At 30.9% G+C, this 26,188-nt stretch carries 17 protein-coding genes; 14 read left to right on the top strand and 3 right to left on the bottom strand.

Annotation, left to right across the window (positions count from 1 at the left end):
- Window positions 1–24 precede the first annotated feature (24 nt).
- The 3 genes from ACI48Q_RS19180 to ACI48Q_RS19170 all read left to right on the top strand — a co-directional run bounded on the left by ACI48Q_RS19180 (window position 25) and on the right by ACI48Q_RS19170 (window position 2,649).
- Window positions 25–513: a methylated-DNA--[protein]-cysteine S-methyltransferase gene (locus ACI48Q_RS19180; RefSeq protein WP_474920730.1), complete on the top strand. Its 489-nt coding sequence runs from the start codon at window positions 25–27 to the stop codon at window positions 511–513.
- A gap of 92 nt (window positions 514–605) precedes the next feature.
- Window positions 606–1,505 (top strand): M15 family metallopeptidase, encoded by a 900-nt coding sequence (locus ACI48Q_RS19175; protein ID WP_474920729.1) that lies wholly within the window; start codon window positions 606–608, stop codon window positions 1,503–1,505.
- 31 nt (window positions 1,506–1,536) lie between these two features.
- Window positions 1,537–2,649, top strand: coding sequence for an amidase domain-containing protein (locus ACI48Q_RS19170; RefSeq protein ID WP_474920828.1), 1,113 nt, complete (start codon window positions 1,537–1,539; stop codon window positions 2,647–2,649).
- A 146-nt stretch (window positions 2,650–2,795) separates the two neighbouring features.
- Here ACI48Q_RS19170 and ACI48Q_RS19165 read toward each other — a convergent pair whose 3' ends face one another.
- The gene (locus ACI48Q_RS19165) at window positions 2,796–4,100 is read right to left on the bottom strand and encodes an MATE family efflux transporter (protein WP_474920728.1); all 1,305 of its coding nucleotides are present in this window, start codon (window positions 4,098–4,100) and stop codon (window positions 2,796–2,798) included.
- A gap of 302 nt (window positions 4,101–4,402) precedes the next feature.
- Here ACI48Q_RS19165 and ACI48Q_RS19160 point away from each other — a divergent pair, with 302 nt between their 5' ends.
- A complete protein-coding gene (locus tag ACI48Q_RS19160) occupies window positions 4,403–5,353 on the top strand; it encodes a type I phosphomannose isomerase catalytic subunit (protein WP_474920727.1) in 951 nt (316 codons plus the stop codon).
- Window positions 5,354–5,659: 306 nt separating this feature from the next.
- The gene (locus ACI48Q_RS19155) at window positions 5,660–6,517 is read left to right on the top strand and encodes a 4Fe-4S binding protein (RefSeq protein WP_474920726.1); all 858 of its coding nucleotides are present in this window, start codon (window positions 5,660–5,662) and stop codon (window positions 6,515–6,517) included.
- A gap of 171 nt (window positions 6,518–6,688) precedes the next feature.
- Here the strand turns inward: ACI48Q_RS19155 and ACI48Q_RS19150 are convergent, their stop codons facing one another.
- Window positions 6,689–10,240 carry a S8 family serine peptidase gene (locus ACI48Q_RS19150; RefSeq protein WP_474920725.1) on the bottom strand — a complete coding sequence of 1,184 codons (3,552 nt, stop codon included), beginning with the start codon at window positions 10,238–10,240 and terminating at the stop codon, window positions 6,689–6,691.
- Window positions 10,241–10,440: 200 nt separating this feature from the next.
- Here ACI48Q_RS19150 and ACI48Q_RS19145 point away from each other — a divergent pair, with 200 nt between their 5' ends.
- The 9 genes from ACI48Q_RS19145 to ACI48Q_RS19105 all read left to right on the top strand — a co-directional run bounded on the left by ACI48Q_RS19145 (window position 10,441) and on the right by ACI48Q_RS19105 (window position 23,715).
- The gene (locus ACI48Q_RS19145; protein WP_474920724.1) at window positions 10,441–11,379 is read left to right on the top strand and encodes an AEC family transporter; all 939 of its coding nucleotides are present in this window, start codon (window positions 10,441–10,443) and stop codon (window positions 11,377–11,379) included.
- Between the two features lie 162 nt (window positions 11,380–11,541).
- Window positions 11,542–12,408, top strand: a complete 867-nt coding sequence (locus ACI48Q_RS19140) for a tRNA 2-thiocytidine biosynthesis TtcA family protein (RefSeq protein WP_474920723.1) — start codon at window positions 11,542–11,544, stop codon at window positions 12,406–12,408.
- A gap of 224 nt (window positions 12,409–12,632) precedes the next feature.
- The gene (locus ACI48Q_RS19135) at window positions 12,633–14,147 is read left to right on the top strand and encodes an FAD-dependent oxidoreductase (RefSeq protein ID WP_474920722.1); all 1,515 of its coding nucleotides are present in this window, start codon (window positions 12,633–12,635) and stop codon (window positions 14,145–14,147) included.
- A gap of 125 nt (window positions 14,148–14,272) precedes the next feature.
- Window positions 14,273–15,931: a glutamine--tRNA ligase/YqeY domain fusion protein gene (locus ACI48Q_RS19130; RefSeq protein ID WP_474920721.1), complete on the top strand. Its 1,659-nt coding sequence runs from the start codon at window positions 14,273–14,275 to the stop codon at window positions 15,929–15,931.
- Between the two features lie 105 nt (window positions 15,932–16,036).
- Window positions 16,037–18,124: a family 10 glycosylhydrolase gene (locus ACI48Q_RS19125; RefSeq protein ID WP_474920720.1), complete on the top strand. Its 2,088-nt coding sequence runs from the start codon at window positions 16,037–16,039 to the stop codon at window positions 18,122–18,124.
- A gap of 454 nt (window positions 18,125–18,578) precedes the next feature.
- Entirely contained in the window at window positions 18,579–19,730 is a 1,152-nt protein-coding gene (locus ACI48Q_RS19120; protein WP_474920719.1) for a DUF3798 domain-containing protein, read from the top strand.
- 81 nt (window positions 19,731–19,811) lie between these two features.
- The gene (locus tag ACI48Q_RS19115; protein WP_474920718.1) at window positions 19,812–21,401 is read left to right on the top strand and encodes a sugar ABC transporter ATP-binding protein; all 1,590 of its coding nucleotides are present in this window, start codon (window positions 19,812–19,814) and stop codon (window positions 21,399–21,401) included.
- Window positions 21,402–21,413: 12 nt separating this feature from the next.
- Entirely contained in the window at window positions 21,414–22,463 is a 1,050-nt protein-coding gene (locus ACI48Q_RS19110; protein ID WP_474920717.1) for an ABC transporter permease subunit, read from the top strand.
- Window positions 22,456–23,715: an ABC transporter permease subunit gene (locus ACI48Q_RS19105; RefSeq protein WP_474920716.1), complete on the top strand. Its 1,260-nt coding sequence runs from the start codon at window positions 22,456–22,458 to the stop codon at window positions 23,713–23,715. The genes ACI48Q_RS19110 and ACI48Q_RS19105 overlap by 8 nt, the downstream gene beginning before the upstream one ends.
- A gap of 138 nt (window positions 23,716–23,853) precedes the next feature.
- Here the strand turns inward: ACI48Q_RS19105 and ACI48Q_RS19100 are convergent, their stop codons facing one another.
- Entirely contained in the window at window positions 23,854–25,851 is a 1,998-nt protein-coding gene (locus ACI48Q_RS19100; RefSeq protein WP_474920715.1) for a sensor histidine kinase, read from the bottom strand.
- Window positions 25,852–26,188 lie beyond the last annotated feature (337 nt).

The raw sequence follows: 26,188 nt of genomic DNA, 5'->3' as shown, positions 1-26,188 counted from the left end.
ATAATTATGTTATGGAGAGAAAAAATGTATTGGTATGATTGGATTGATTCACCTATAGGAAAAATTTATGTGATTTTAGACGAGGTAGGAATAAAAAAAGTAGAATTATTTGAGCATTCATGGGATAAATTTAAAAATGAGAACATAAATTATATTGAAAAGAGTGAATTAAAATGTAAAGAAGCAACGATGCAACTTAAAGAATATTTTCAAGGAAAGAGAAAAAAATTTGATTTAAGACTATCTATAGAAGGGACAGATTTCAGAAAAAAAGTATGGTCATCACTTATAGATATACCTTATGGTGAAGTGAAAACCTATGGAGATATTGCGAGGGCTATAGAAAATCCTAAGGCTGTAAGAGCTGTAGGACAAGCGAATAGATCAAATAAAATACCAATTATCATTCCTTGTCATAGAGTAATAGGACATAGTGGAAAATTAGTGGGATATGCAGGAAACCACACTAATATTCAAAAAATACTTATAGATATTGAAAATAAATATAAATAAATTTCTATATCTTAACAGTAATAAATGAAAGTATATTAACACAAACTAAGTCTAAAGTTTATCTTTAGGCTTTTATTATTTTGGAGGGAAATATGAAGAAATTAATTTGTGTTTGTATACTGAGTATAATTTTAATTAGTATAAGTAATGAGGTATTAGCTAAGGATTATGAAACCATAATGAAGCAAGATTTACTGACTATGATGATGGCTTATCCTGAGCATATAACAGGAGTTAAAGTTAAAGATAATGGATTAGTATACATAGTTACATCTTCAGGAAAGGTCATTTTGTATGATGATAAGAGATCAAAGGGCAGTGAAGAAAAAAATTCTAACGGTGATATACAGGATATGTTGGAGGTAATATATCCATTAAAGCCTATAGATAAGTTAATGGAAGTTAGTATGGATCCTGGTAGAACAAGAATTTATGATTTATTAAATGAAGTATATGGAGGTTCAGAGCGAAAGGTAAATTCAAATTTAATAGGAGTTAATGCTCCATATAGAAGTTATTTATTTAATAAAAATAATTGTGCAGCTAATAGTTTAAAGCTAGTAATGGAGGAACTGAAGAGTTTATCTAAAAATAATGATAAAATAGCTACTTTAATTAATCCTGTAAATGGAACTTTCAATTATAGAACTATATCAGGAACAGGCAGATTAAGTCCACACGCATATGGAATAGCTATAGATTTAAAGAGCAATCCTAATGATTATTGGAAATGGTCTAAAAGAGAAGGAGGAGAAAAAAGGATGCTTTGGTATCCTAAGGAATTAGTAGATGTGTTTGAAAAAAATAATTTTATATGGGGAGGAAAATGGGGGCATTTTGATATACTACATTTCGAATATAGACCAGAAATTATAATTAAAGCTAGATATTTTTCAAAAGATCAGGAGTCAGAAGAAAAATGGTTTGAAGGTGTGCCTATGGACACAAAGGTAGAATATTATATAAAGGTAATTGAAGATGCATTTAAATAAGAGAATTACTTTAGAAGGAGAAGCTTTGATGATGAAAGTGGTTAAAATAGCTAAAAAACGAACAAATATTTTCATCTGCTTTATTTTAGTGGTATTGATAATTACATTTTTTTATGAAAATGTACTAGCAGAGCCAATTACAGATGAGGAAAAGGACCAACTGAATAATTTTATTCAGCAGATCTTTATTAAGAGAAATAATGCACTAGTTACAGGAGAAGAGGAATGTATATCTTCTCTATATGACATGTCTACTAAATATGGTGTATGGGCATTTGAACATGAAAAGATGAAGATGAAATATATTCAAAATTGGGAGCAAAGGCAAGGTGTTGAATTTAAGCAGATAGTACCTAAAATAGTAATTAGGAGTATTAAAAAGAAAGAAAATGGATATAGTGTAAATTTAATGTGTTCAACGGAGTATAAGTATGTATATGAAAATCAACCTGATATAGAGAATATTAGTAGAATAGGAACATATCATGTGCTAAGTCTCTCCAATAAAGATGGATACTTTCTTATAACTAAAGAATGGTATAAGGACCCTTTTGCAGATTCTTTAAATCTAGAAAAACTTAAGGTAGACGACATAAAAAAATTTATAACCGCTAGCGAACCAAGAGACTTTTCAAGTCTGAATGAAAGAAGATTAGGTGCTATTGAATATGCTAATGCTTATTGTGGAGCAGCAAGTGAAGAGAAATATGGATATAAATATAATAAAGCTTATAAAAATTTCAATCCGGATGGTGGTGACTGTGCAAACTTTGCATCTCAAATACTACATGAAGGTGGTAAGTTTAAAAAGACCTCAGGTTGGAATTATAGTAAAGGAGAAGCCACAGGCCCATGGGTGAATGCAGATAAGTTCAAACAATATATGTTAAACAGTGGAAGAGCATCGGTTATAGCTTATGGTTCCTATGAAAAAGTATATAAGGCTTCATATAAGTTGCTTCCAGGAGATTTTGTTGCATATGAGAAAAAAGGTGATATAACCCATATTTCCATGGTAACAGGAGCAGACAGTAGAGGATACTCTTTAGTTACATGTCATAATGCAGATAGAAATAATGTACCTTGGGATTTGGGTTGGAGTGATAAAAATATAAAATTTTGGTTAATAAGAGTACATCTTTAGAAATTTAAGATTTAATGAAAGGCTTATCATAGCTTAAGTGATAAGTCTTTTTACATATAAAGATATTGAACAATTTGAATATAAGGAGAGAGTTACAAATAAGGAATATTTACAAATAGCCTAGAATAAAATTCTAGGCTATTTGTTTAAGTTAAATTAGAGAGAAGCTTTTCCTCAGTTCTTTTAGTAAAAGCTATAGATGCTAAAGCAGTAATTCCTTCAGAGAATATCATAGCTGTCCAAATGCCAGTGTCACCCATAATTGGCGGTAATATAATTAAAAATAACTTAATTAATATTATACCCCTTAAAAGGCAAAGTATATTACCATATTTAGGGATACAAATAGATTGATAATAAGTAATAATCACTATATTAAGACCCACACCAACAAAAGCTAAATTTGAATACATTAAAATTTTATAAGATAGCTTTGCAATCTCTGGAGAAGATGTAAATATAGCTATAAAAGAATATCCAAAAGGTATACAGATTAATACTAAGAATGTAGATACTGCTAAAGATGTGAAAAAAGCTATCTTAAAGTATCCTTTGCATTTATCAAATTCTTCAGTGCCATAATGGTAGCTTATTAATGGCTGAATTGCCTGACCTATTCCAAGTAGTACCATGTAGGATAAATTAGTTAAATAGTTTACAACTCCATAAGCAGTAACTCCGAAGCCGCCAAGACTATCTATAATAGCTAGATTCATAAAATACATAACAATTGAATAGCATATCTCGACAAAGAAAGACGGAAATCCTATATGAAATATTTCCTTGAGGTCTATATAACTGAAAGCACTTTTACCGAGAGATAAGTTTGAACTCTTTTTAAAGAAGTGAAGCATACATACTAACACGGATACTAATTGACCTAAACCAGTGGCGATAGCTGCGCCTTTAAGACCCATTCCTAATGGAAATACAAATACGTAATCAAGAAGTATATTAGTTAATGCGCCTAGAACCATAGAAATCATGGATAAATTTGCTGAACCATCATTTCTTATAAGTATACTCAAAGCCATTGCTAACAGTGATGGTATGGAAAATAGGATATAATAATTAAAATATTCCAAAGCAGCTGGTTTAATTTCAGAAGATGCACCTAAAAAGGTAACAATTTTATCAGAAAATAAAAGTCCTAAAAAGCAGAAAAGCACTCCAATTATTAAAAGTGAATATATGGACTGTCTAAAAATGCTATTTGCTTTATCTTTGTTCCCTTTTCCAAAATTGATAGATATTAAATTAGCTGCACCTATACCAAAAATCAAGCTAACCGATACGAATGCAGTAGTTAATGGAAATACGATTGTTACTGCGGCTACCCCTATTTCACCCACACCTTGAGCAACAAATATACCATCAACTACCATATATAAAGAAGTAATTAGCATTCCAATTGCAGATGGAACAGCGTAACTAATAAACTTCTTAAACATAATATCAATCCCCCTATAAACTAATTTTAAGGTCTATACCTTGTATAGAGTCAATTATTTCTTTATATCTTAATAATTAGGAGGTATATTGTTAGATAATAAAGGATAAGTTAAAATTGTTAGGAAAAGTAGTTTATAGTATAATGTTTGTTAGACGTTCAAAATAAAACAAGAAATTTAGATCTTTTTTGAGGTTTAATATAAATATAAACTTTAGGAAGTATTGTTACAAATTTAAAGAGTTAGTCATAATAATATAGTGTAGTAAGAGATTAAAAATAATGTTGTTTGGAGAGGAATTTATGTATCCATTAAAATTTGAAAATTTATACTATGATAAAATTTGGGGTGGAAGAGAATTAGAAAAATATAGAACAAATTTACCCGATGGAAACATAGGAGAGAGTTGGGATGTGGCCTGTCATAAAAATGGTATGAGTATAATTGAAAATGGTAAATATAAAGGTCTTACATTAATTGATTTAATAAAAGTTAACGGAAAAGAAATTATTGGAGAAAAATTTTATAAAAAAAATTTTGTGCACAGCGACTTTCCATTATTGTTGAAAATTATTAATTCAAAGGAAAACCTTTCTGTACAGGTGCATCCAGGAGATGAATATGCTCAGGGAAAAGAAGGGGATAATGGTAAGGTAGAGGCGTGGTATATTATAGATGCTGAAGAAGATTCTGAAATAATAGTAGGAACTAAGAGGTGCGATAAAGAAGAATTTAAAAGAAGTTGTGTAGATGGAACTGTAGAAAAACATATGAATAAAATAAAGGTAAAAAAAGGTGAGATGTACTTTATAGAATCTGGGTTAGTACATGCAATAGGAAAAGGAATAGTACTAGCAGAGATACAACAGAATAGTGATACTACTTATAGAGTGTATGATTACAATAGGGGAAGAGAAATTCATATGGATAAAGCTTTAGATGTTATAGATTTTGATTTAAAGCCAAAAAAAATAATAGCTCCAGATAAGGAAGAAATACAAAAATGCGTAAGAGATAAAGCTATTAATTTAGATATATATAATATATGTGGTCAATATGAGGAATTTAGCTTTAAAGATAAATTTTCTATATTTACTTGTATAGAAGGTGAAGGAAAAATAATCTTTATTAATGATGAAACTAAAATGTTAGAAGAAGAAAATATAGTAGCTTATGAAAGCATTCTAATACCTGCAAGTTTAGGATGGTATAAACTTAGTGGGAATATGAAACTTATGAAGACATATAAATAAATTGTGAAACAATTTATTTAGTTAAGTGTAATCGGAGGTTGTAGCTAAGCGTTCATTCTGTTTGCTAGTGAATTACAGCAAGCTGTAGTGAAACGCTTCGTTAGATAATAGAGAAGTGTAGCTAACTGCAGTGAAGTACGCCAAGAGCCTCCTTCACTAGTGAGCAAAGCAAAGCACTTCACTGAAACTGTAAGTTGCACTTCTCTATGCCTTCGGCGTATTTATCTTTAACATGGTTGCAGTTAACTAAATAAAGTGCAATCCACTTTATTTTAAATTTTTCATTATAAAAAGGGGTGTTTAATAATGTATAGCAGTGATAAAATTGCAGAGTTAAAAGGTGAAGGTTTTTTACTTCAAAATGATAAGGAATACTTTTCTGTGAGATTTATATCTAAAGCTGGAAATATGACTTCAGAAGAGATAAATTCAGTGGCGCATATTGCCAAAAAATATGGCCGAGGATACATAGGATTTACTACGAGATTATCAGTTGAAGTACCATGGATTAAGGGGAACAATATAGAAGCTTTAAAGGAAGAGGCAAAAGCCTTAAACTTAAATCATGGAGGAACTGGAAAGAAGATAAGACCATTAGTTGCATGTAAGGGAAGTATATGTCTACATGGGAATATAGATACACAAGGTATATGCAACAAATTATCAGAAAAAGAATTTGGACAAGATACACCTTCAAAATGTAAGATTGCAGTAGCTGGATGTGCTAATAACTGTTCCAAAGCAAACCTAAATGATATAGGGATTATAGGATTAACTGTACCAAAACTTAATAATGATAAATGTGTAGGCTGTGGTATGTGTATTAAAGCTTGTAGACAAAAGGCACTAGAGGTAATTAATAAAAAGGTAGTGTTTAATCAAGATAAATGTGTTAACTGTGGAAATTGCGTTAGAGTATGTAAGACTGGTGGATTCACAGTTAAGAAAAAAGGAGCTCAAGTCCATATAGGTGGAAGATTTGGAAGAGAATATAGATTTGGGACAAACATAGGAAGAATATTTAATGAAGATGAGATATTTAACGCAGTAGATGTAATATTAAAATACTATAGGGAACATGGACAGCCGTTAGAGAGAATATCTCATGTTATGGATAGATTAGGTGAGGAGACAGTAATAGGAGCAATATTATCAGAGATATAGATAAATGCTCTGCTTTAAAATTAAGTTGAAATAGGACTTTATATTCATAGTAAGAATAGAAAGTCCTATTTTAATATTTTATTAAAACATATATTTATAATATGTTGAATTAATATAAAATAGCGTTATTACTATATATAGTACAAAAATATAATAGAATTAAAAGTTTTTTTAAACTTGTTTAATATAATCATACAGGTTCCTAGGAATCCTATAAAGCATGCCATCATCTTTAAATTCAACATATCTATCATCTATATATTGGTAAGTAGTAGAGCGTGATTTACCAGCTAGACTATTAAAGCTTTCTAATAAATCCAGTTGACCATACCCCCACTCTATATTTGGATATACTATCCCTCGTATTTGTCTTGCTCCTTGTATTAGGTAAGTTCTAATCATAGCGCAATACATAGACCTCTGATTACCATTAACAATACCCCACTGAAGAAATAATGCAGCAACACCTGAAATTACAGCGGTGGCAGTACTACTTCCACTGACAGTTACAACTCTATTATTTAGCCCTATAGTTCTCACATTTATTCCGCCTGTGGTAATTTGAGGAACAATTTTATTAGTAACTGTAAAGCCTTTTCCCGATTCAGCAACAATGGAATTGTCATTTTGATTATAGTAAGAAGTTACTATTGATGATTCAGTTGTAGAAGGTACTGTAAGAGTTGTTTCAGGAGCTGGATTCAAGAATCTAGTGCCATTTACAAGTAGTGATTTTTGAGGTAACCAAATATTAAAATTACCATCAATCACTACATTTCCTTGTACAGTGATACTCCAAATCCCTGGTTTTAAATTTTGAAATAATAAAAAAGTTAGTTGATTCCCACTTAGAGTATCAGGCAAGTAATATATTAGAGTCATATCTGTATCTTCAAATATGAACTTATATTGTTGTGCAATTCTAGGTTCTAAGGTGTAAGCAACAATGGTTTGACCAGAAGGTGAAGTTACACTTACTATCAATTCATCACCAAAATTTCCCCATACTTCAACAATAAGCTGGTTTTGATTTGGAGGAATTTCTAGTAGGGCCTCTTTTTTTTCTCCTTCGAAGCTAAGAGTACCAAGATAATGAGTTTCAGATAATCCTTCATTTCCTGTGCCAGTGCATACAGCGAGACCATTTTTATAACAAAGCTGGTCTATATATCGTTCTATTATATTAGTCCCATTATGAGCACCAAGACTAGTTCCTAGTGGTAAGTAAACCACTAGAGGTTTACCTAGTTCTAAAAATTTCCTTTCAATATAAGACAATGCTGCAACAAGTACTGCATCATCATATACACCTCCACGTACATTAGCATCACTAAAAAGCAACTCTGATTTGGCGGGGATTAATTTTATAACTAAAAAATCACAATCAGGTGCTACAGTAGTAATTTCATTATTATATCCTCTGGCACCTATTATTCCGGCCATTTCTGTTCCATGACCTACAGTGTCTATACTAGGAACTATAGAATAGGGGTCCCCATTAGCTCTTTTTAAGCTGATTGCTTCATTTATTTGAGTATTAGTATATATTGAGCCAAAAGGAACTTGAGAGGGAACTGAAGTACTTGGTATAGTTTGGTCCCATATCTCGATTACTTTACTTCTTCCATCTTCATAAATAAATTCTTCATTCAAGTAATCGATTCCTGTATCAATCAATGCCACTATTACACCACTACCTGTTAGGTTTAGATAAGGATTTTTTTGAATGGGTGTTATATTACCGGCATCTACAGGAGAAATTTGCTCAAGGGTATATGGAACAGGTGTTATGATATCAACATTATTTGAGGTATCTCTTGTAAATCTAGGTAAATCTGCTATAGCAAGAGATGCTAATCCATAAATTTCATTTATACGTATACCACAAGCATAGTCAATGTTAGTAAAGATGCTGTCAAAATCACCCTTATAACGAATAACGAAAACATTAATAGTAGGGTCATTAAAAGCATCTATTATGTTAGGACAATTGGGAGGATTTAATGTTGCTTCATTCATGCTACGAGTTCCTAACAATAGTCTCAATGCATTGCTTAAGCATACTTTTCCAAAGCCCCAAGTATTATTAGGATATCTTCGTATAGGTAAATCACGTGTAGCTCCTCTTAGTAGATAATATTTAAGTGTATCACCATACAAAAATATATTATTTCCATTTACAATTCCCCATTGTAAAAGTAATGCACAAATTCCTGTTACTTCAGGGGCTGCCATAGAAGTTCCGCTTCTAGAATCAATTCCACCTCCAGGAGCTGCAGATAGAATGTTTTCCCCAGGTGCTATTAAATCTGGTTTTTTTATGCAGAAATCACTAGAACCTCTTCCAGAAAAGGGAGAAATGGTATTGGTAAGATTATTATAACTACCTACTGAAATTACACTTGCAACAGTAGCGGGAATTCCTAGAGTATTTTCCACTGTAGGGTTCAAAAAGCGTGTATTTATATTAATTCCCTCTGATATAGGTAGCCACATATCGAAATTACTTTCTTCATCATTAGTAAGAGTAATGACTAAATTCCACTGACCTTGTTGTATAAAGTCTGTCCTAGCATTAATTAAACTTACAATTATTTCTCCATTGATGTCCAGTGGGGTAGGACCAGAATAAAAAACAGAATATCTATTTAGACCTAGTGAACCACTAAAATAACCTTGTTCAATGGGTATTGAACCGCTACTCATACCTGAAGGATTTCTTATTTCAATATCAATATTACTTAATAAACCTTTATAAATTTGGATGATTAAACCTCTTTCTGCTGGAGATACATTAAATGGAATAGTTAAGGTTCCATTAAGTATACCGCCAACATGGTGAGCCGCATTTCCTTCATTACCAGCAGAAATCACTATGGTCACATTTTCCACAGTATTTATAACATTTATATATTGCTCAAATAAACTTGTTCCATTATGAGCTCCATCATTAGTGCTAAGACTTATATTTATTACAAGAGGTTGTTTTAATTCATCACTTTTTTCTAGTAAAAATCTAATTCCTCTCATTATTAAAGTATCTCTAGACGTATTGACTGAGCCACCAGCTATGATTTTTACCATAGCAATAGAACTTTCGAAGGCAGGTCCATAGAAGGGTCTGCTAATTTGCCCTCCCCCGCAAGCGATACCAGCTACATGAGTGCCATGTCCAGATACATCTGTAGAAGATACAATGGTAAGTGGGGAGGTACTATTAATAGCCTCTTGAATCTGAGCTTTATTATAAACAGTTCCACCAGTGGATAAATCATAAATATATTCAATTCTGGTATTTCCGTTTTCATCCATGAAAGCTGGATGTGTATAATCAATACCGCTGTCTATAAAACCAACTAAAACACCTTTCCCAGTTAGATTATAAATATTCCAAGCTTCAGTTACACAACTAGAGGTATTAGAACTTATATCTGTAGTGTAGACTATTTTGGGAAGTTCAAGATAATCTATTCCTTGAATTTGGCTTAATTTAGATATTTCTGAAATATTAAGAGATATAATTCCAAAGCCGAATCCTAAATCAGTAAACTGAACATCAAGATTTTTTGCTGATTCTTCAACAAGGTTCCTATTATCACCATATAAAACAACAAATTCTATAATGCCTGGAGAGATAAGAGACTTTTCCGATAGTGATATTAGTCTTTGTTGCAGAAATTCAGGTATTGTAGATAGAAGATTAATAAATTCATTTGCAGCCATAAAATAATTACCTCACCCCTTTAAGTATATTTTCTAACTCAAAGCATAGTTTTTTACCATAATATTCAAACAAGAAAAAATTGTTACAGGATAACTACGAGACATCTATGAGCTTTAGTGATAGTTAATTTTTCACAAGGTATATATGGGATATATATGGGATATATGATAAAATTAGATATATAATGTGGGGGTATAAAATGATAAGTACAATGAATGGGGTTATGACAATATTTTTAATTATGGCACTAGGATATGTATTAACAATTAAAGGGTGGTTTACAGAAGAGACGGGAAAACTTTTTTCAAGAATAGTTACTAAAATATCTCTGCCTGCATTTATGGTGTCAAATTTAACAGCTAATTTTACTAAAGATACTTTCTATAAATCTTATATAGTTATAATATTGGCTTTTGGGACAATGATAATATGCTATGGTATAGGAATATTAGTATCTAAGTTAATTAAATTACAAAAAAATAAAAGAGGTATTTTTGGAGTTATGTTTGGGTTATCTAACTCTATATTCATAGGATTACCAATGAACAATGCTATTTTTGGGCCTGAAAGTACACAATATGTGCTTCTATTTTACATAGCTAACACAATATTTTTTTGGACTATAGGTGTATATGGCATTAAGAGAGATAGTGAAGTTATAAATAGGATATTTTCTTTAGAAGGATTAAAAAATATTATAACACCTCCTATAGTTGCATTTCTTATAACCATCACTACAATTATGTTAAATATAAATATACCTAAATTTATATTAGATAGTTGTACATATATTGGAAACTTAACTACACCATTATCTATACTCTTTGTGGGTATAACATTAACTTCTTTAGATTTAAAAAAGATAAAATTAAATAAGCAGATATTATTGGTATGTTTAGGGAGATTTTTAATTGCACCAATGATCATGTTTATGATGATAAGTAAAATATCTATGCCATTACTAATGAAGAAGGTATTTATATTAGAAGCAGCCATGCCGGTTATGACTCAAGCAGCTATAGTAATAAAGGCCTATGGAGGAGACTATGAAGAAGCCACTATATTTTTTGTAGTAACAACGGCGATAAGTTTGATTGTTATGCCGTTGTATATGATAATGTTTAATTTTATGAAATAGAGAAGTGGCTTCGCCAGTGAATCGCTTCGCTAGCTAATAGAAAAACTAACTTTGTTCGTTATATAAGTGAAACTTATGGTTACATTTCCTTAAATAAATTGCTTCGCAATTTATTTGAAAAAGTGTTATAATATTTTGAAGTAATTTAAAGAGGTGATAATAATGAGTGGAGTTGCAGGTAATGGTTGTGAAATATTAGTTCCATTTAATGAAAGAAAACCACTTGAAGAAATAGAGAGAAGTTTAATTAAAAAGTATAGAAAGAATATATGGTCTAAGTTTGTTAAGGCCATTAAGGATTATAAATTAATTGAAGAAGGGGATAAGATAGCTGTAGCTATTTCAGGAGGAAAAGATAGTCTTATAATGGCGAAGCTATTTCAGGAGCTTAAAAGGCATGGTCAGATGAATTTTGAACTTGAATTTATAGCTATGGATCCTGGATATCATACACAGATTAAGGAACTTTTAATAGATAACTGTAATTATCTAAATATACCGATACATATTTTTGAGTCAAAGATATTTGATATTATAGATGGAATAGCAAAGGATTATCCTTGTTATATGTGTGCTAGGATGAGAAGAGGAGCACTTTATTCAAAGGCACAGGAGTTGGGATGTAATAAAATGGCATTAGGTCATCATTTTAATGATGTAATTGAAACAACTATGTTAAATGTGCTTTATGCAGGAAATTTTAAAACCATGCTTCCAAAATTAAAAGCTACGAACTTTGAAGGTCTAGAACTTATTCGTCCACTATATTATGTGGAGGAGCAATATATTCAAAAATTTACTCAAAGCAGTGGAATATGGCCGTTAAACTGTGCATGTATGGTAGCAGCTAAAAAAATAGGAAATAAAAGATATGAAATAAAAGAGCTTATAAAAAATCTAAAAACTGAGTTTAATGATGTAGATAAGTCTATATTTAGAGCTGCTCATAATGTAAATATGGAAGCTATCCTAGGATGGCAGAAGGATGGAGTAAACTATTCTTTCCTTGACTTTTATGATGAAGAGTAAGAAAAAAAGCAATGCATGATAGCGTTGCTTTTTTATTTTATCTATATTTTCAAGAAGAAGCCATTGAAAGGAATTTTTCCATAGGCCTTAGATAATAATAAGGTATATATGTTTTTATGTTGATGAAATAATTATGTGCACAATATAAGGATATTAGAATTTATTTAAATTTATATATTATTAATTTAAATCATCTTATTCAATATTAATAAGGAGAGAATTTTATGAAAAAAGGTTTATGGATAGAGAAAGCTGAAAGGACGCAATATGAAAAACTTGAAGGAGAAGAGAGTGCTGAAGTAGTAGTAATAGGAGGAGGAATTTCAGGACTAACTACAGCTTATCTTCTAAAAAAGAAAGGAATAAACGTAAGACTTCTAGAAGGAAATAAAATTGCATACGGCACTAGTGGTAAAAACACTGGAAAGATAACTTCATTACATAGCTTATGTTATCAAAATATAAAAACTATATATGGAAAAGAGTTCGCATTTAAATATGGCCAGGGAAATGAAAAAGGTATACAGATTATTAAAGATATAGTTAGAGATAATAATATACAATGTGATTTAGAGATAAGAGATTCTTTGGTATACACTCTATTTGATGAAAATTTAGAGAGTATCTATGACGAGGTTAAAATAACTGAATCCATAGCATTACCTTCAAGGTACACTGATAAATCCTCTTTGCCGTTTGATATAAAAGGTGGAATCATATTTAATGGGCAAGCTATGTTTAATCCGAGAAAATATCTATTAGGTTTGGGAAGCGTCTTAAATGCGGGAGATAAATGTATTTATGAAAATTCAAGAGTTGTAGGTGTGAAAAAAACAAGTCTTGGGTATAAGGTAATGACAGATGAAGGTTTTATAAACTGTAAAAAGATAGTAGTAGCAACCCATGGACCAATATTCAATAAATATGGACTTTATTTTGTAAAATCACATGGGAGCACTTCATATATTATAGCTATTAAAGGAAATAAGATTGATACTGTAAATGAAATGAGTATAACTGTAGAAAAACCAAAAAAATCTATAAGAACTGCCAAAATAGGAACTGAGGAATATTTACTAATTGCAGGAGAAGAAAATAGGACGGGAGAAGAAAATATAAAATATAATCCATATAATAATCTATCAGATTTTGGGAGAATGTGCTTTGGGAATGATATTAGTATTAAATATCAATGGGAAACGGAAGATATAATGACTTTGGATGGAATACCTTATATAGGAAACTATGGAAAGGACACTGAAGATATATATGTGATTACAGGACTTAATAAATGGGGAATTACTAATGGAACTATAGGAGCCTCTATAATATGTGATGATATATTGGGAAAAGAGAATATATACAAAGATGTATTTTCAGCTCAAAGATTTGAAACTATATCTTCCATAAACCCTATAACTAAAAATGTTATTACATTCTCATCTAATTTTATAGATGCAAGAATTGATAATGCGGATAAAACTATAGAAGATATAGAAAAAGATAGTGGAGATGTTATAAGTTATAAAGGAGAAAAAGCTGGAGTATATAAAGATAAAAATGGAAAATGTTATATTGTAGATGTAGTATGTCCTCACTTGGGCTGCGAATTGACTTTCAATAAAATAGATAAAACATGGGATTGTCCATGTCATGGTTCTAGATTTACAATAGATGGGAAAATTATAGAGGCTCCTACTAAAGAGCCATTAAAATTAATAGAAATTATTCAATTATAAATGATAAGATATCTAAACAGTAAATAAATTATGTATTGTCAATGGAAAAATATCAAATTTTATGATATATTTAAATTTAATATGAGTAATATTTATTTATAATAGTTTTAAAGGAAGTGAATATTATGGGAGAGATTTTAAATAACTCATCTTCTAATTTCATAAAAAGAATAGTAGTAGATGATTTGCAGAGTGGCAAACATAAAGATATAATTACTCGTTTCCCACCAGAGCCAAATGGGTATTTACATATAGGTCATGCAAAGTCTATAGTTTTAAATTTTGAACTAGCAGATGAGTTTAAAGGAAAAACTAATTTAAGATTTGATGATACTAATCCAACGAAGGAAGATACTGAATATGTAGAATCTATAAAAGAAGATATAACATGGTTAGGATTTCAATGGGATGATTTATATTTTGCTTCAGATTACTTTGAAGAAATGTATAATAGTGCAACTCTTTTAATAAAAAAAGGGTTAGCTTTTGTATGTGACTTATCTGCAGAAGATATAAAAAATCATAGAGGTACATTAACTGAGCCAGGGAAAGAGAGTCCATATAGGAATAGAACAGCTGAAGAAAATTTAGATTTATTTAGTCGTATGAAAAATGGCGAATTTAAAGATGGAGAAAAGGTACTAAGAGCAAAAATCGACATGTCTTCTCCAAATATAAATATGAGAGATCCAGTAATTTATCGTATATCTCATTCTATTCATCATAATACAGGAGATAAATGGTGTGTTTATCCGATGTACGATTTTGCACATCCATTAGAGGATGCTATTGAAGGTATAACACATTCAATATGTACTTTGGAGTTTGAAGATCATAGACCACTTTATGACTGGGTTATAGAAGCTTGCGAAATGAAAGATAAACCACAGCAAATTGAGTTTGCAAGACTTAACATAACTAATACTGTAATGAGCAAAAGAAAACTTAAAGCATTAGTGGATGAAGGTGTAGTTGATGGATGGGATGATCCTAGAATGCCAACTATAGCAGGACTTAGAAGAAGAGGGTATACACCTGAGGCTATTCGTAACTTCTGTAGGGAAATAGGAGTAGCTAAAAATGATAGTACTGTAGATGAGCAAATGTTGCAGCACTTTATTAGAGAAAATCTAAATCCAAAGGCTCCAAGAACTATGGGAGTATTAAGACCATTAAAAGTAGTTATAACAAACTATCCAGAGGATAAGGTAGAGATGTTAGAGATTGAGAACAATCCAGATGATCCATCTATGGGAAATAGAATGATACCTTTCTCAAGGGAGATATATATTGAAGAAGAAGATTTTATGGAAGAGCCTCCTAAGAAATATTTTAGATTATTTCCAGGAAATGAGGTAAGGCTTAAGGGAGCATACTTTATAAAATGTAACGATTTTATAAAAGATGAGAATGGAAAAGTTGTAGAGATACATTGCACCTATGATCCTGAAACTAAGAGTGGAACTGGATTTACTGGAAGAAAGGTTAAAGGAACTATACATTGGGTAGATGGAAAAGCTGCTATTCCGGCAGAGTTTAGACTTTATGAACCTCTTATTCTAGATGACCAGCAGGATGAGAATAAAACTTTCTTAGAATGTATAAATCCTAATTCTTTAGAGGTTTTACAAGGGTTCGTTGAACCAGATATGAAAAATGTTAAAAAGGGAAATGTTTTTCAATTCTTTAGGCATGGATATTTCAACGTGGATTCAAAATGTTCTACAGAGGAAAAATCTGTTTTTAATAGAATAGTTTCATTAAAGAGTTCATTTAAATTATAATAAAAAGTCTATCCTAAAATCATTTAGTAAATTAATGATTTCAGGATAGACTTAACTTTTTTAGTGAACGCTTATAAAATATATTAAAAAACTAAGGGGGAAGGTATGAAAAAAATAATATCATTTTTAATTGCTATGGTAGTAATGATTACTATGGTACCAATGAAAGTCTCAGCACAAAACCAGAGTAGGATTAATGGCGAAATGAGAGCCGCATGGATTGCTACTGTTTGGAATCTTGATTGGCCAAATACCACCAATAATCCTAATAAGCAAAAACAAGAATTTGTAAGTTTAATTGACACACTTAAATCAGCAGGTATGAATTCAGTAATAGTTCAAGTAAGACCTAAGTCTGATGCATTATATAAATCAAATATTAACCCTTGGTCAGAATTCCTTACAGGAACTCAGGGAAAAGATCCAGGCTATGACCCACTTCAATTTATGATTGAAGAGACTCATAAAAGAGGGATGGAATTTCATGCTTGGTTTAATCCATATAGATTAACTACTGGAAAGGAAGGTACGGATTTAAATAAGTTGTCGCCAGATAATCCAGCGAGAAAAAATCCAAGTTGGGTTGTATCTGATGGAACAAATCTATATTATGATCCAGGCAATCCAGCAGTTAGGAAGTATCTAGTAGATACTGTAAATGAAGTAGTTAGAAATTATGATATAGATGGAGTTCATTTTGATGACTATTTTTATAAGGGTAGTTTTAATGATGATAATTCCTATAAGCTATATGGTAATGGAATGAAGAAGGATGATTGGAGAAGAAATAATGTAAATATTTTAGTTAAAGAAGTTTATCAAAATATTAAGAGCATTAAACCTAATGTAGAATTTGGAATCAGTCCTTTTGCAATATGGAAAAATAAAAAGAATGACTCCAATGGATCAAACACAAATGGAAAAGAGAGCTATTATAGTGATTATGCAGATTCGGTAGCTTGGGTGAAAAATGGATGGATAGATTATATAGCACCCCAAGTATACTGGGAAATTGGACATCCTCTAGCAGATTACGCAACTCTAGTAGATTGGTGGTCAAAACAAGTTAGTGGAACCAATGTAAAGCTATATATTGGACAAGGTGTATCTAATCAGAAGGTAGCTAGACAAATAACCACTCAAGTTAATCTGAATAGACAGTACAAGGAAATTAAAGGAAGTATGTACTATTCAGCTAAAAATATACAAAGTGATAGCATATTACATGCGGATTTAAAATCTTTATACTCAGAACCCATTGAGGTACCTAGTACGGTTGAACATAAGCAGTTAATTGGTATTAACAGATATGAAACTTCATCAAAGATAAGTAAAACAGGATGGGAAAATGGAGCAAAAACTGTAGTTTTAGTAAACGGATATGCTAATTCAGATGGAATTACAGCTACTCCTCTAGCAGCAGCTTATGATGCACCTATATTACTTACAGAAAAGAACAAATTAGATGATCATACTAAAAGTGAAATACAAAGATTAAATCCATCTAATGTGATTTTTATTGGTGGAGATGGAGTAATATCAACTAGCATAGAAGATGAATTAAAAGCTATGAATAGCAATATTGAAATATCTAGATATGGAGGGAAAAATAGATATGAAACATCTCTTGCCATAGCTCAAAAATTAGAGCAGTTAGTTGCAGTAAATAAAGCTTATATTTGTTATGGATATGGTGAAGCTGATGCTCTATCAATTGCATCAAAAGCGGGAGAAGAAAAGATGCCTATAATACTTACAGAAAAAAATAGTATAGATAATGAAACTTTCGAATGGCTTAGAAGTAAGGACTTAGACACTGCATATTTTATTGGTGGTGACGGAATTCTCTATAACAGTGTAATGGAGCAAGTAAATTCAGTAACAAAATCTAATGTTTTAGGAAATAGAGTAGCAGGTATAAATAGATATGAAACAAATGCTGAAGTTATAAAGAATTTTTATAAGGATGAAAATCAAGAAACTATGATTGCAACTAAAGGTATTGTATTAGCAGATGCTCTTACATCAGGACCATTAGGAGCAAAATTAAAATCTCCAGTTATTCTTTTAGATTCATCTCTTAAGGAAAATCAAAGAAGTATATTAAACTTAAAGACTAGCAAACAATTATATGAGGTTGGTGGAGGTGTAAATCCAGCAATAATCAAAGAAGTTCTAAATGCAATAGAATAATCATAGCAAAGACTTACTTTAATTAGATAGATTTCTAATTGAGGTAGGTCTTTGTCTATATATTCAATAAAATAAAGGAAATTTAATTATGTAATTCATTCAAACTTTATTCAAATATTATTTACATATTGACAACAATGGAGATAACGAGTAAAATTATAACAAACAATTATCAAAATGGGTAATTATTTTAATTTAAATAAATTTGAATTAAAAATATTGTATTTATAAGTTATATTTTATTAAAATATAACTTATAAATATTCAGAATATTTAAATAAATAAATAAAAATTATGTCGATTATTCAAAAAAGATATGTTTGATAGTGTAAAAAAGAATTGTTATTTGAAATAATTTAGAAGACATAACTTCAAATAGAGATATTTCAATTAAGTAATATTATTTACTTAATATAAATATATTTTAATGAGCAAAGAATAAGGGGGAGAGTCAATGGGTAAAAAATTATTAGCGAGCACATTAGCAGGAATTATAGCTTTAGGATTAGTTGCATGTGGTCCGAAAGACCCAACAACAGGGGGCGGAGACGGAAAAGAAAAAGATTATAAAATAGGAATTATAACAGGAACAGTATCTCAAGGTGAAGAAGAGTACAGAGCAGCAGAAAGTATGAAAAAAGAGTTTGGCGACAAGATAATACTTCAAACTTACCCAGATAATTTTATGAAAGAAACAGAAACTACTATAGCAAATACATTAACACTAGCAGCAGACCCTGATGTTAAAGCTATAGTATTTGTTCAAGCAGTTCCAGGAGCATCAGCTGCAATAGATAAGGTTAGAGAAACTAATCCAGATATGTTATTCATAGCAGGAGTTCCAGGAGAAGACCCAGCAATGATAGCAGGAAAAGCAGATGTAGTATTAGCTGCTGATGAATTAGGAATGGGTACAACCATAATAAACCAAGCTAAAAAGCAAGGTGCAAAAACTTTTGTTCACTATTCATTCCCAAGACATATGTCTTATGAAATGTTAGCTAAGAGAAGAGATTTGTTAAAGGCTACAGCTGAAAAAGAAGGAATAAAATTTGTTGATGCAACAGCACCAGACCCAACAGGAGATGCTGGAGTTCCAGGAGCACAACAATTTATATTAGAGGATGTTCCAAGAAAAGTTAAAGAGTTTGGAAAAGATACAGCATTTTTCTCAACTAACTGCTCTATGCAAGAGCCACTTATAAAAGCAGCTTTAACTGAAGGAGCTATGATGCCACAACAATGTTGTCCATCTCCATATCATGCTTATCCAGGAGCATTAGGAATACAAATTCCTGATGACAAGAAGGGCGATGTACCATATGTAGTGGAGCAAATTAAAGCTAAAATAGCTGAAAAAGGTGGTACAGGTAAATTTGCAACTTGGCCAGTACCTATAAATATGCTTTTAGTTGAAGCTGGAACTAAATATGCTATGGAGGTAATTGAAGGTAAGACTAATGGTAAAAATGATACAGCAGCTATAGAGAAAATAATGAAAGATGTAGCAAAGGCAGAAATGACTGTTACTCAATATAAAGACGAAAAAACTAGTAAGACTTATGACAATTACTACTTAATATTATCAGATTATATAGATTTCTAAAGGTAGAATAAGTCTTCAGAGGGTGTATTCCCCTGAAGACTTTTATTTTAACATATATGACATTAGGAGGGGTAAAAGAACATGGGGGAACAATATGTACTTAAAATGGAAAAAATACAAAAAGAGTATTTTGGAAATTACGTATTAAAAGGTGTTGATTTAAGAATAAAACCCGGTGAAATACACGCTCTATTAGGAGAAAATGGGGCAGGGAAATCTACATTGATGAATATTTTATTTGGTATGCCTGTAATACATTCAACTGGAGGCTTTGAGGGAGAAGTAAGTCTTAATGATAAAAAAATTCAAATTAAGTCTCCTAAGGATGCTATGGATTTAGGAATCGGAATGGTGCATCAAGAATTCATGCTAATACCAGGATTTACTGTAGCTGAAAATATAAAAATAAATAGAGAAATTACAAAAGATACTGTAATAAGTAAGGTATTCGGCAAAAACTTAAAAAACCTAGATTATAAAACAATGAATTCAGATGCCCAAAAAGCTTTAAAAACTATAGGAATAGGAATAGATGAACTTTCTTATGTATCATCACTTCCAGTAGGATATATGCAGTTTGTTGAAATAGCTAGAGAAATAGATAAAAAGAATGTAAAACTATTAGTTTTTGACGAACCTACCGCTGTGCTTACTGAGAGTGAGGCAGAAACTTTAATGACTGCAATGAAAACCATAGCTGATAGCGGAATAGCAATAATATTTATAACTCATAGGTTAGATGAGGTTATGACTGTAGCTAATAATATTACGATTTTGAGAGATGGGGAATTAGTTAAAACCTTAGAAAAAAGTTCTACCAATGTTATAGAATTAGCAGAACTGATGGTAGGAAGAAAGCTGGAAATAATAAGAAAAGCTGAAGAGGCCAACAAATTAGAAAACAGTAAAGTGATAATGAAGATAAAAGATTTAGTAGTTGACATGCCTGGAGAGAGAGTTAAGGGTGTAAATTTAGATGTAATGGAAGGTGAAATTTTAGGAATTGGAGGGTTAGCTGGTCAAGGTAAGATTGGAATAGCCAATGGTATTATGGGGTTATACTCAGCTATGGGAGATGTTACCATTAAAGAGAAGAAGGTTAATCTAAACTCAGTTGAATGGGCTCTAAAGAATGGATTGGCATTTGTGTCGGAGGATAGAAAAGGAATAGGTCTTCTTTTAGACAATTCTATAGAACTTAATATTGTAGTAACCGAAATGAAACTCAACAATGGATTTCTAAAGAAGTTTGGCCCTATAAAAATGGAAGATGCTAAGGGTATTAGAGAGTATGCAAATACAATGATAAAAGCTCTTGATATAAGATGTACAGGCCCTACTCAATTAACAAGAAGGCTTAGTGGAGGAAATCAACAAAAGGTATGCATAGCTAGAGCGTTAACCTTAAACCCTAAGATATTATTTGTGTCAGAGCCTACTAGAGGAATAGATATAGGGGCTAAGAAATTAGTATTAGATACATTGGTGAAGTTAAATAAAGAAAAGGGTATGACCATAATCATAACTTCAAGTGAACTAGCAGAGCTTAGAAGTATATGTGATAGAATCGCAATAATAACAGAGGGTAAGATCGCTGGAATATTAAAACCAGATGGCAAAGATGCTGATTTTGGATTGCTCATGTCAGGCATAAATACTAGTGGGGAATAGGAGTGATGAGATATGAATGATAAAATAAAACATTTTATTGATAAAGTAGGATTACCTAGGGTAATTATAGGTGGATTTTTCATTATATTGTGTATACTAGCAATTCCTCTTAAATTATCATTACCTATGCTTGTATCTGACATGTTAGTTAGGTTTGGGATGAATGGAATACTAGTACTTGCCATGGTACCAGGTATACTTTGTGGAATAGGGCTAAATTTTGGATTACCCATAGGAATACTAGCAGGAATACTAGGTGGACTAATTAGTATAGAGCTTAATCTTAGTGGTGGAGTTGGGTTCTTTGTAGGGATAGCTATAGGAATACCAATAGCTATAGTATTTGGATATCTCTACGGAGTATTATTAAACAAAGTAAAGGGATCAGAAATGATGATAGCTACATACGCAGGATTTTCAGCTATATCACTAATGTGTATAGGATGGCTCTTATTACCCTTTAAAAGTGATGAGATAAAATGGCCAATAGGAGATGGCTTGAGAACTACCATTACCTTAGATGGAAGATACTCAAGTATTTTAGATAATTTTTGGAGCTTTAAAATTGCTGGAGTTGAGATTCCAACAGGAGCATTAATAATATTCTTTGTGTGTTGTATATTTATGTGGCTATTCTTAAAAAGCAAGACAGGTATAATGATGTCGACAGCTGGAGATAATCCTAATTTTGCAAGAGCATCAGCTATATCGGTAGATAGAATGAGAATAATAGGAACTACAATATCCACAGTATTGGGTTCAGTAGGAATAATGGTTTATTCTCAAAGTTACGGTTTTTTTCAATTATATCAAGCACCGATGATGATGGGATTCGCGGCAGTTGCAGCAATACTTATAGGTGGAGCCTCCATTAGAAAGGCAAAAATATCCCATGTTATTATAGGAACATTCTTATTTCAAGGATTATTAGTTGTAGGATTACCAGTAGCAAATCAAGCGGTTAAAGGAGGAGGTCTATCAGAAATAATAAGGATAATTGTCACTCAGGGTATAATACTCTATGCCTTAACTAAAGCCAAGGGAGGTGCTGGAAATGAATAAAAACAATATAGTTAAAACTGGTAAGAATTATGTTTTTAATAACATGGTAACTATATTATTTGTGGTTTTGTGTATATTTGGACTTAACCTTTCTGGTCAACCTATGTCGTTAGTATTAAATGAATTAGTGACTAGGATTGCTAGAAATACTTTCATAGTATTATCCCTTATAATCCCTGTAATAGCAGGTATGGGACTAAACTTTGGTATAGTTATAGGTGCAATGGCTGCTCAAATTGCTATAGTAGCAGTGACTCATTGGGGAATAGTAGGACTTCCAGGATTTTTACTTTGTGTAGTTTTAACAACTCCTCTAGCCATAATTTTCGGGTATTTTACTGGAAAGGTACTAAATAAAACCAAAGGTCAAGAGATGATAACAAGTATGGTATTAGGGTTCTTTGCCAATGGACTTTATCAGCTTTTATTCTTAGTTTTAATAGGTACTTTAATCCCAATGAAAAACCCTGTTCTTATTATAAGTGGAGGAGTGGGTATTAAAAATACAGTTGATTTAAATGGTGGAATTAAATATGCATTAGATGGAATCTGGGGAATGTCATTATATTATTTAACTTATTATGTAGCATTAATTCTAATAATATATTTTATAGGGAGAGGTGCATATTCAGTAATAAAGAAAAAGGATAAGAGAATAACTAAATACATTGTAGGTGCAGTTTTAAGCTTAGTTATGCTAATAGTATGTCAATTACCACAGATAGCTACTCTATTAGACTTTGCTAAAGTACCTATGGTAACTATGATATTAATTGTATTCTTATGTGTGTTTAATGTATTTATATTTAAAACTAAGCTAGGACAGGATTTTAGAACTGTTGGACAAAGTGCTATGGTAGCAAATGCGTCAGGTATAAATGTAGATAAGATTAGAGTAAAAGCTATAATAATATCTACGGTGCTTGCAGCGTGGGGACAACTTATATTCCTTCAAAATATAGGAACGTTAAACACCTATGGAAGTCATGAACAGGTAGGAATGTTTGCAATTGCTGCTATACTAATAGGTGGAGCAACAGTATCAAAAGCTACAAATAAACAAGCAATACTTGGAGTAATTCTATTCCATACATTATTTATTGTATCTCCTACAGCAGGAAAGAACTTATTTAATAATCCTCAAATAGGTGAGTACTTTAGAGTATTTGTAGCTTATGGAGTAATTTGTGTGGCATTAGTATTATATGCATGGAAGAATCATGTTAAGGCTAAAGAAGATTTGAAATTATAGATAGAAAGCCCCTATGATAATAATATCATAGGGGCTTATAATAATTTGAGGGAAAGGATTTAAATATCCGTTCTCTTTTAATTAGTCTTTGTTTTAAATGATTGTTGATAATGAACTATATTAAAACAAAGCCTTTAATTAAGATTTTAAAACTTCATTTATATCAGATAATTCTACTAATATTTTATCTGTGTTCTTTTGTAAATTGTGACTAGATATATCTACTGATGATTTTGAGTCATCAACAATTTTTATAGGTAGTTTAAAAGTAAATTTACATCCTTGATTTGCTTCACTTTCTAATGTAATAGTACCACCTAAAAGCTCCACCAATGATTTAACTAGGGATAGTCCAATTCCACTGCCTTCATTATGGCGAGATAGAGAACTATTAACTTGAGTAAATCTATCAAAAATGCTTTCTTGCTTTTCTTTAGGAATACCTATACCGGAGTCTTTGATAGAGACTACTATATTTGAGCTATCGCAGTTAATATTTACAAAGATAGTACCACCTGCAGGAGTAAATTTTATAGCATTAGACAGTAGATTTAACATGATTCTATCCATTTTTTCGCTATCTACAGACATAAAGACATCTTCTTCATTGGTATCAAATATTAAATCGATACCCCTAGACTTGCTAAATTCAACTACGGACATAGTTATATCTTCAATAACTTGAATTATGTTTCTTTTTTCGAAGTTAGTGTTGAAATATCCAGCATCTAATTTCGTCAAGTCTATTAAGTTATTGATAAGTTTTAGGAGCTTTAATCCACTTTGACGAACATAGACTAGTTTTTGCTCTTGTTCATGATTTTTAAAAGTGACATCTCCAGATTTAACATATATATCTAAAAGCTGCAAGCCAGATAACATTACATTGAGAAGTGTTCTTAGTTCATGAGAAAAGTTGGCTATAAATTCGGTTTTTAATTGATCAGAATAAACCGCTTGTTCATATTTCTTTTTTTCTAAGTTAATATTTTTTCTATTAATAATTTTTTGGACAGTTATAATAAATATAAGTATAAGTAGTAATACAATTCCTATGATTACATATATAGAGTTTATACTTAACCAAGGACTATTCGAAACAATAGCATTTGGTGGTAAGGACCCTCTATCAATATGAAAAACCTTTAGTTCATTATAATTAAACTTAAATACACTATTATTATCATAAACTGGTGGAATTTTTATAATATCTTTAGAAGCTAACTGTCTATCTACTAGTTCAGTTAAAATTTTACCATGACTTTTAGTATCTATGAAGCATCCACCAATTACCTTCGAGTTAATAAAGTTACCATCTAAAGTATATATAGGACAGAAGCAAACACTTTTAATTTCATCTATTATTTCATCAGGTGATAAGATAGTACCATTTTTATCAGTATAGCTACCTAGGATTATGATAGGTTCATTTAAATGGCTGGGTGAAAGTTCCTTAGAGATATCATCTATAGTGGAAGCATTAATAAAATTAAATTTTACATATTCTCCATAGTAAGGAATTGATGATCTTAATGAGTTTTCTATATTTAGAGCAAATAAGGATTCATCCAAAATAATGTTAATAGTTGATATTGATGGATGAATATCAAGGATAAAATCTAATAATGAATTTATATTTGGATTTTTAATGATTCCAGTAAATCGATTAAAGGGGTATTGTGAGAGGTAACTGAAGTAGCTAATTCCCCCAAAAATCACAGGAGTATCCTTCACAATGAGGTTATGATATGTACCTGTAAACTTTAAAGCTTCATCGTTTAAAGCAATAATTAAATCAAAATCTATATTAGAATATTTTTCACTCAGCAATTTTGCTTGAGTATCTAAATATGAGTTATTTCTTCCTAACAAAGAAAGGTTTTCTATCGTAAAATTGGCATCATGAATATTATTGATTAGATAATTTGAAAGATTTGATTCAAAATTATCAATACTGTTAAAAGAAGTCAATATTAGAACATTTTTATTGTGAGAGGATGGGTGCATTTTTGAATTCTCTGAACCCAAAGCAGTAATAGGCGCAACTAATAAATCAATTGAGCATAGTAAAATTATTAAGATATAGAGTCGAATTAAGAATTTTTTACAGCTTCTTATACTTAATATATTAATCATGATAATCCCCCAAAGTAAAACTACATCAATTTATATTATAGCATATAAATCAATATAGTAAATTCTAAATATTAGAAATATATATATAATTTAGCAAATAAAACGATTTGTAAGTAATTTTAGTTACATTATAAGACATATCAATTTTCTACAAAAGTCAAAGCAATATGTCAATAAGTTATCTTTTATTTTATACATAAAGTAACTATGATATAATCTATATAAAGGAAAAATACATAGATAAATTGAATTATCTATAGTTATGTTATAAAAGACTACACAGCATAAAATTTATTTTATTGTCTAAATTCTTAGAATTTTGACTAGTAGAATTATG

This window comes from Clostridium sp. LXY-7, assembly GCF_056172015.1.
Note: the sequence above shows the minus strand (reverse complement) of the source record. Positions and strands in the feature narration are given on the sequence as shown.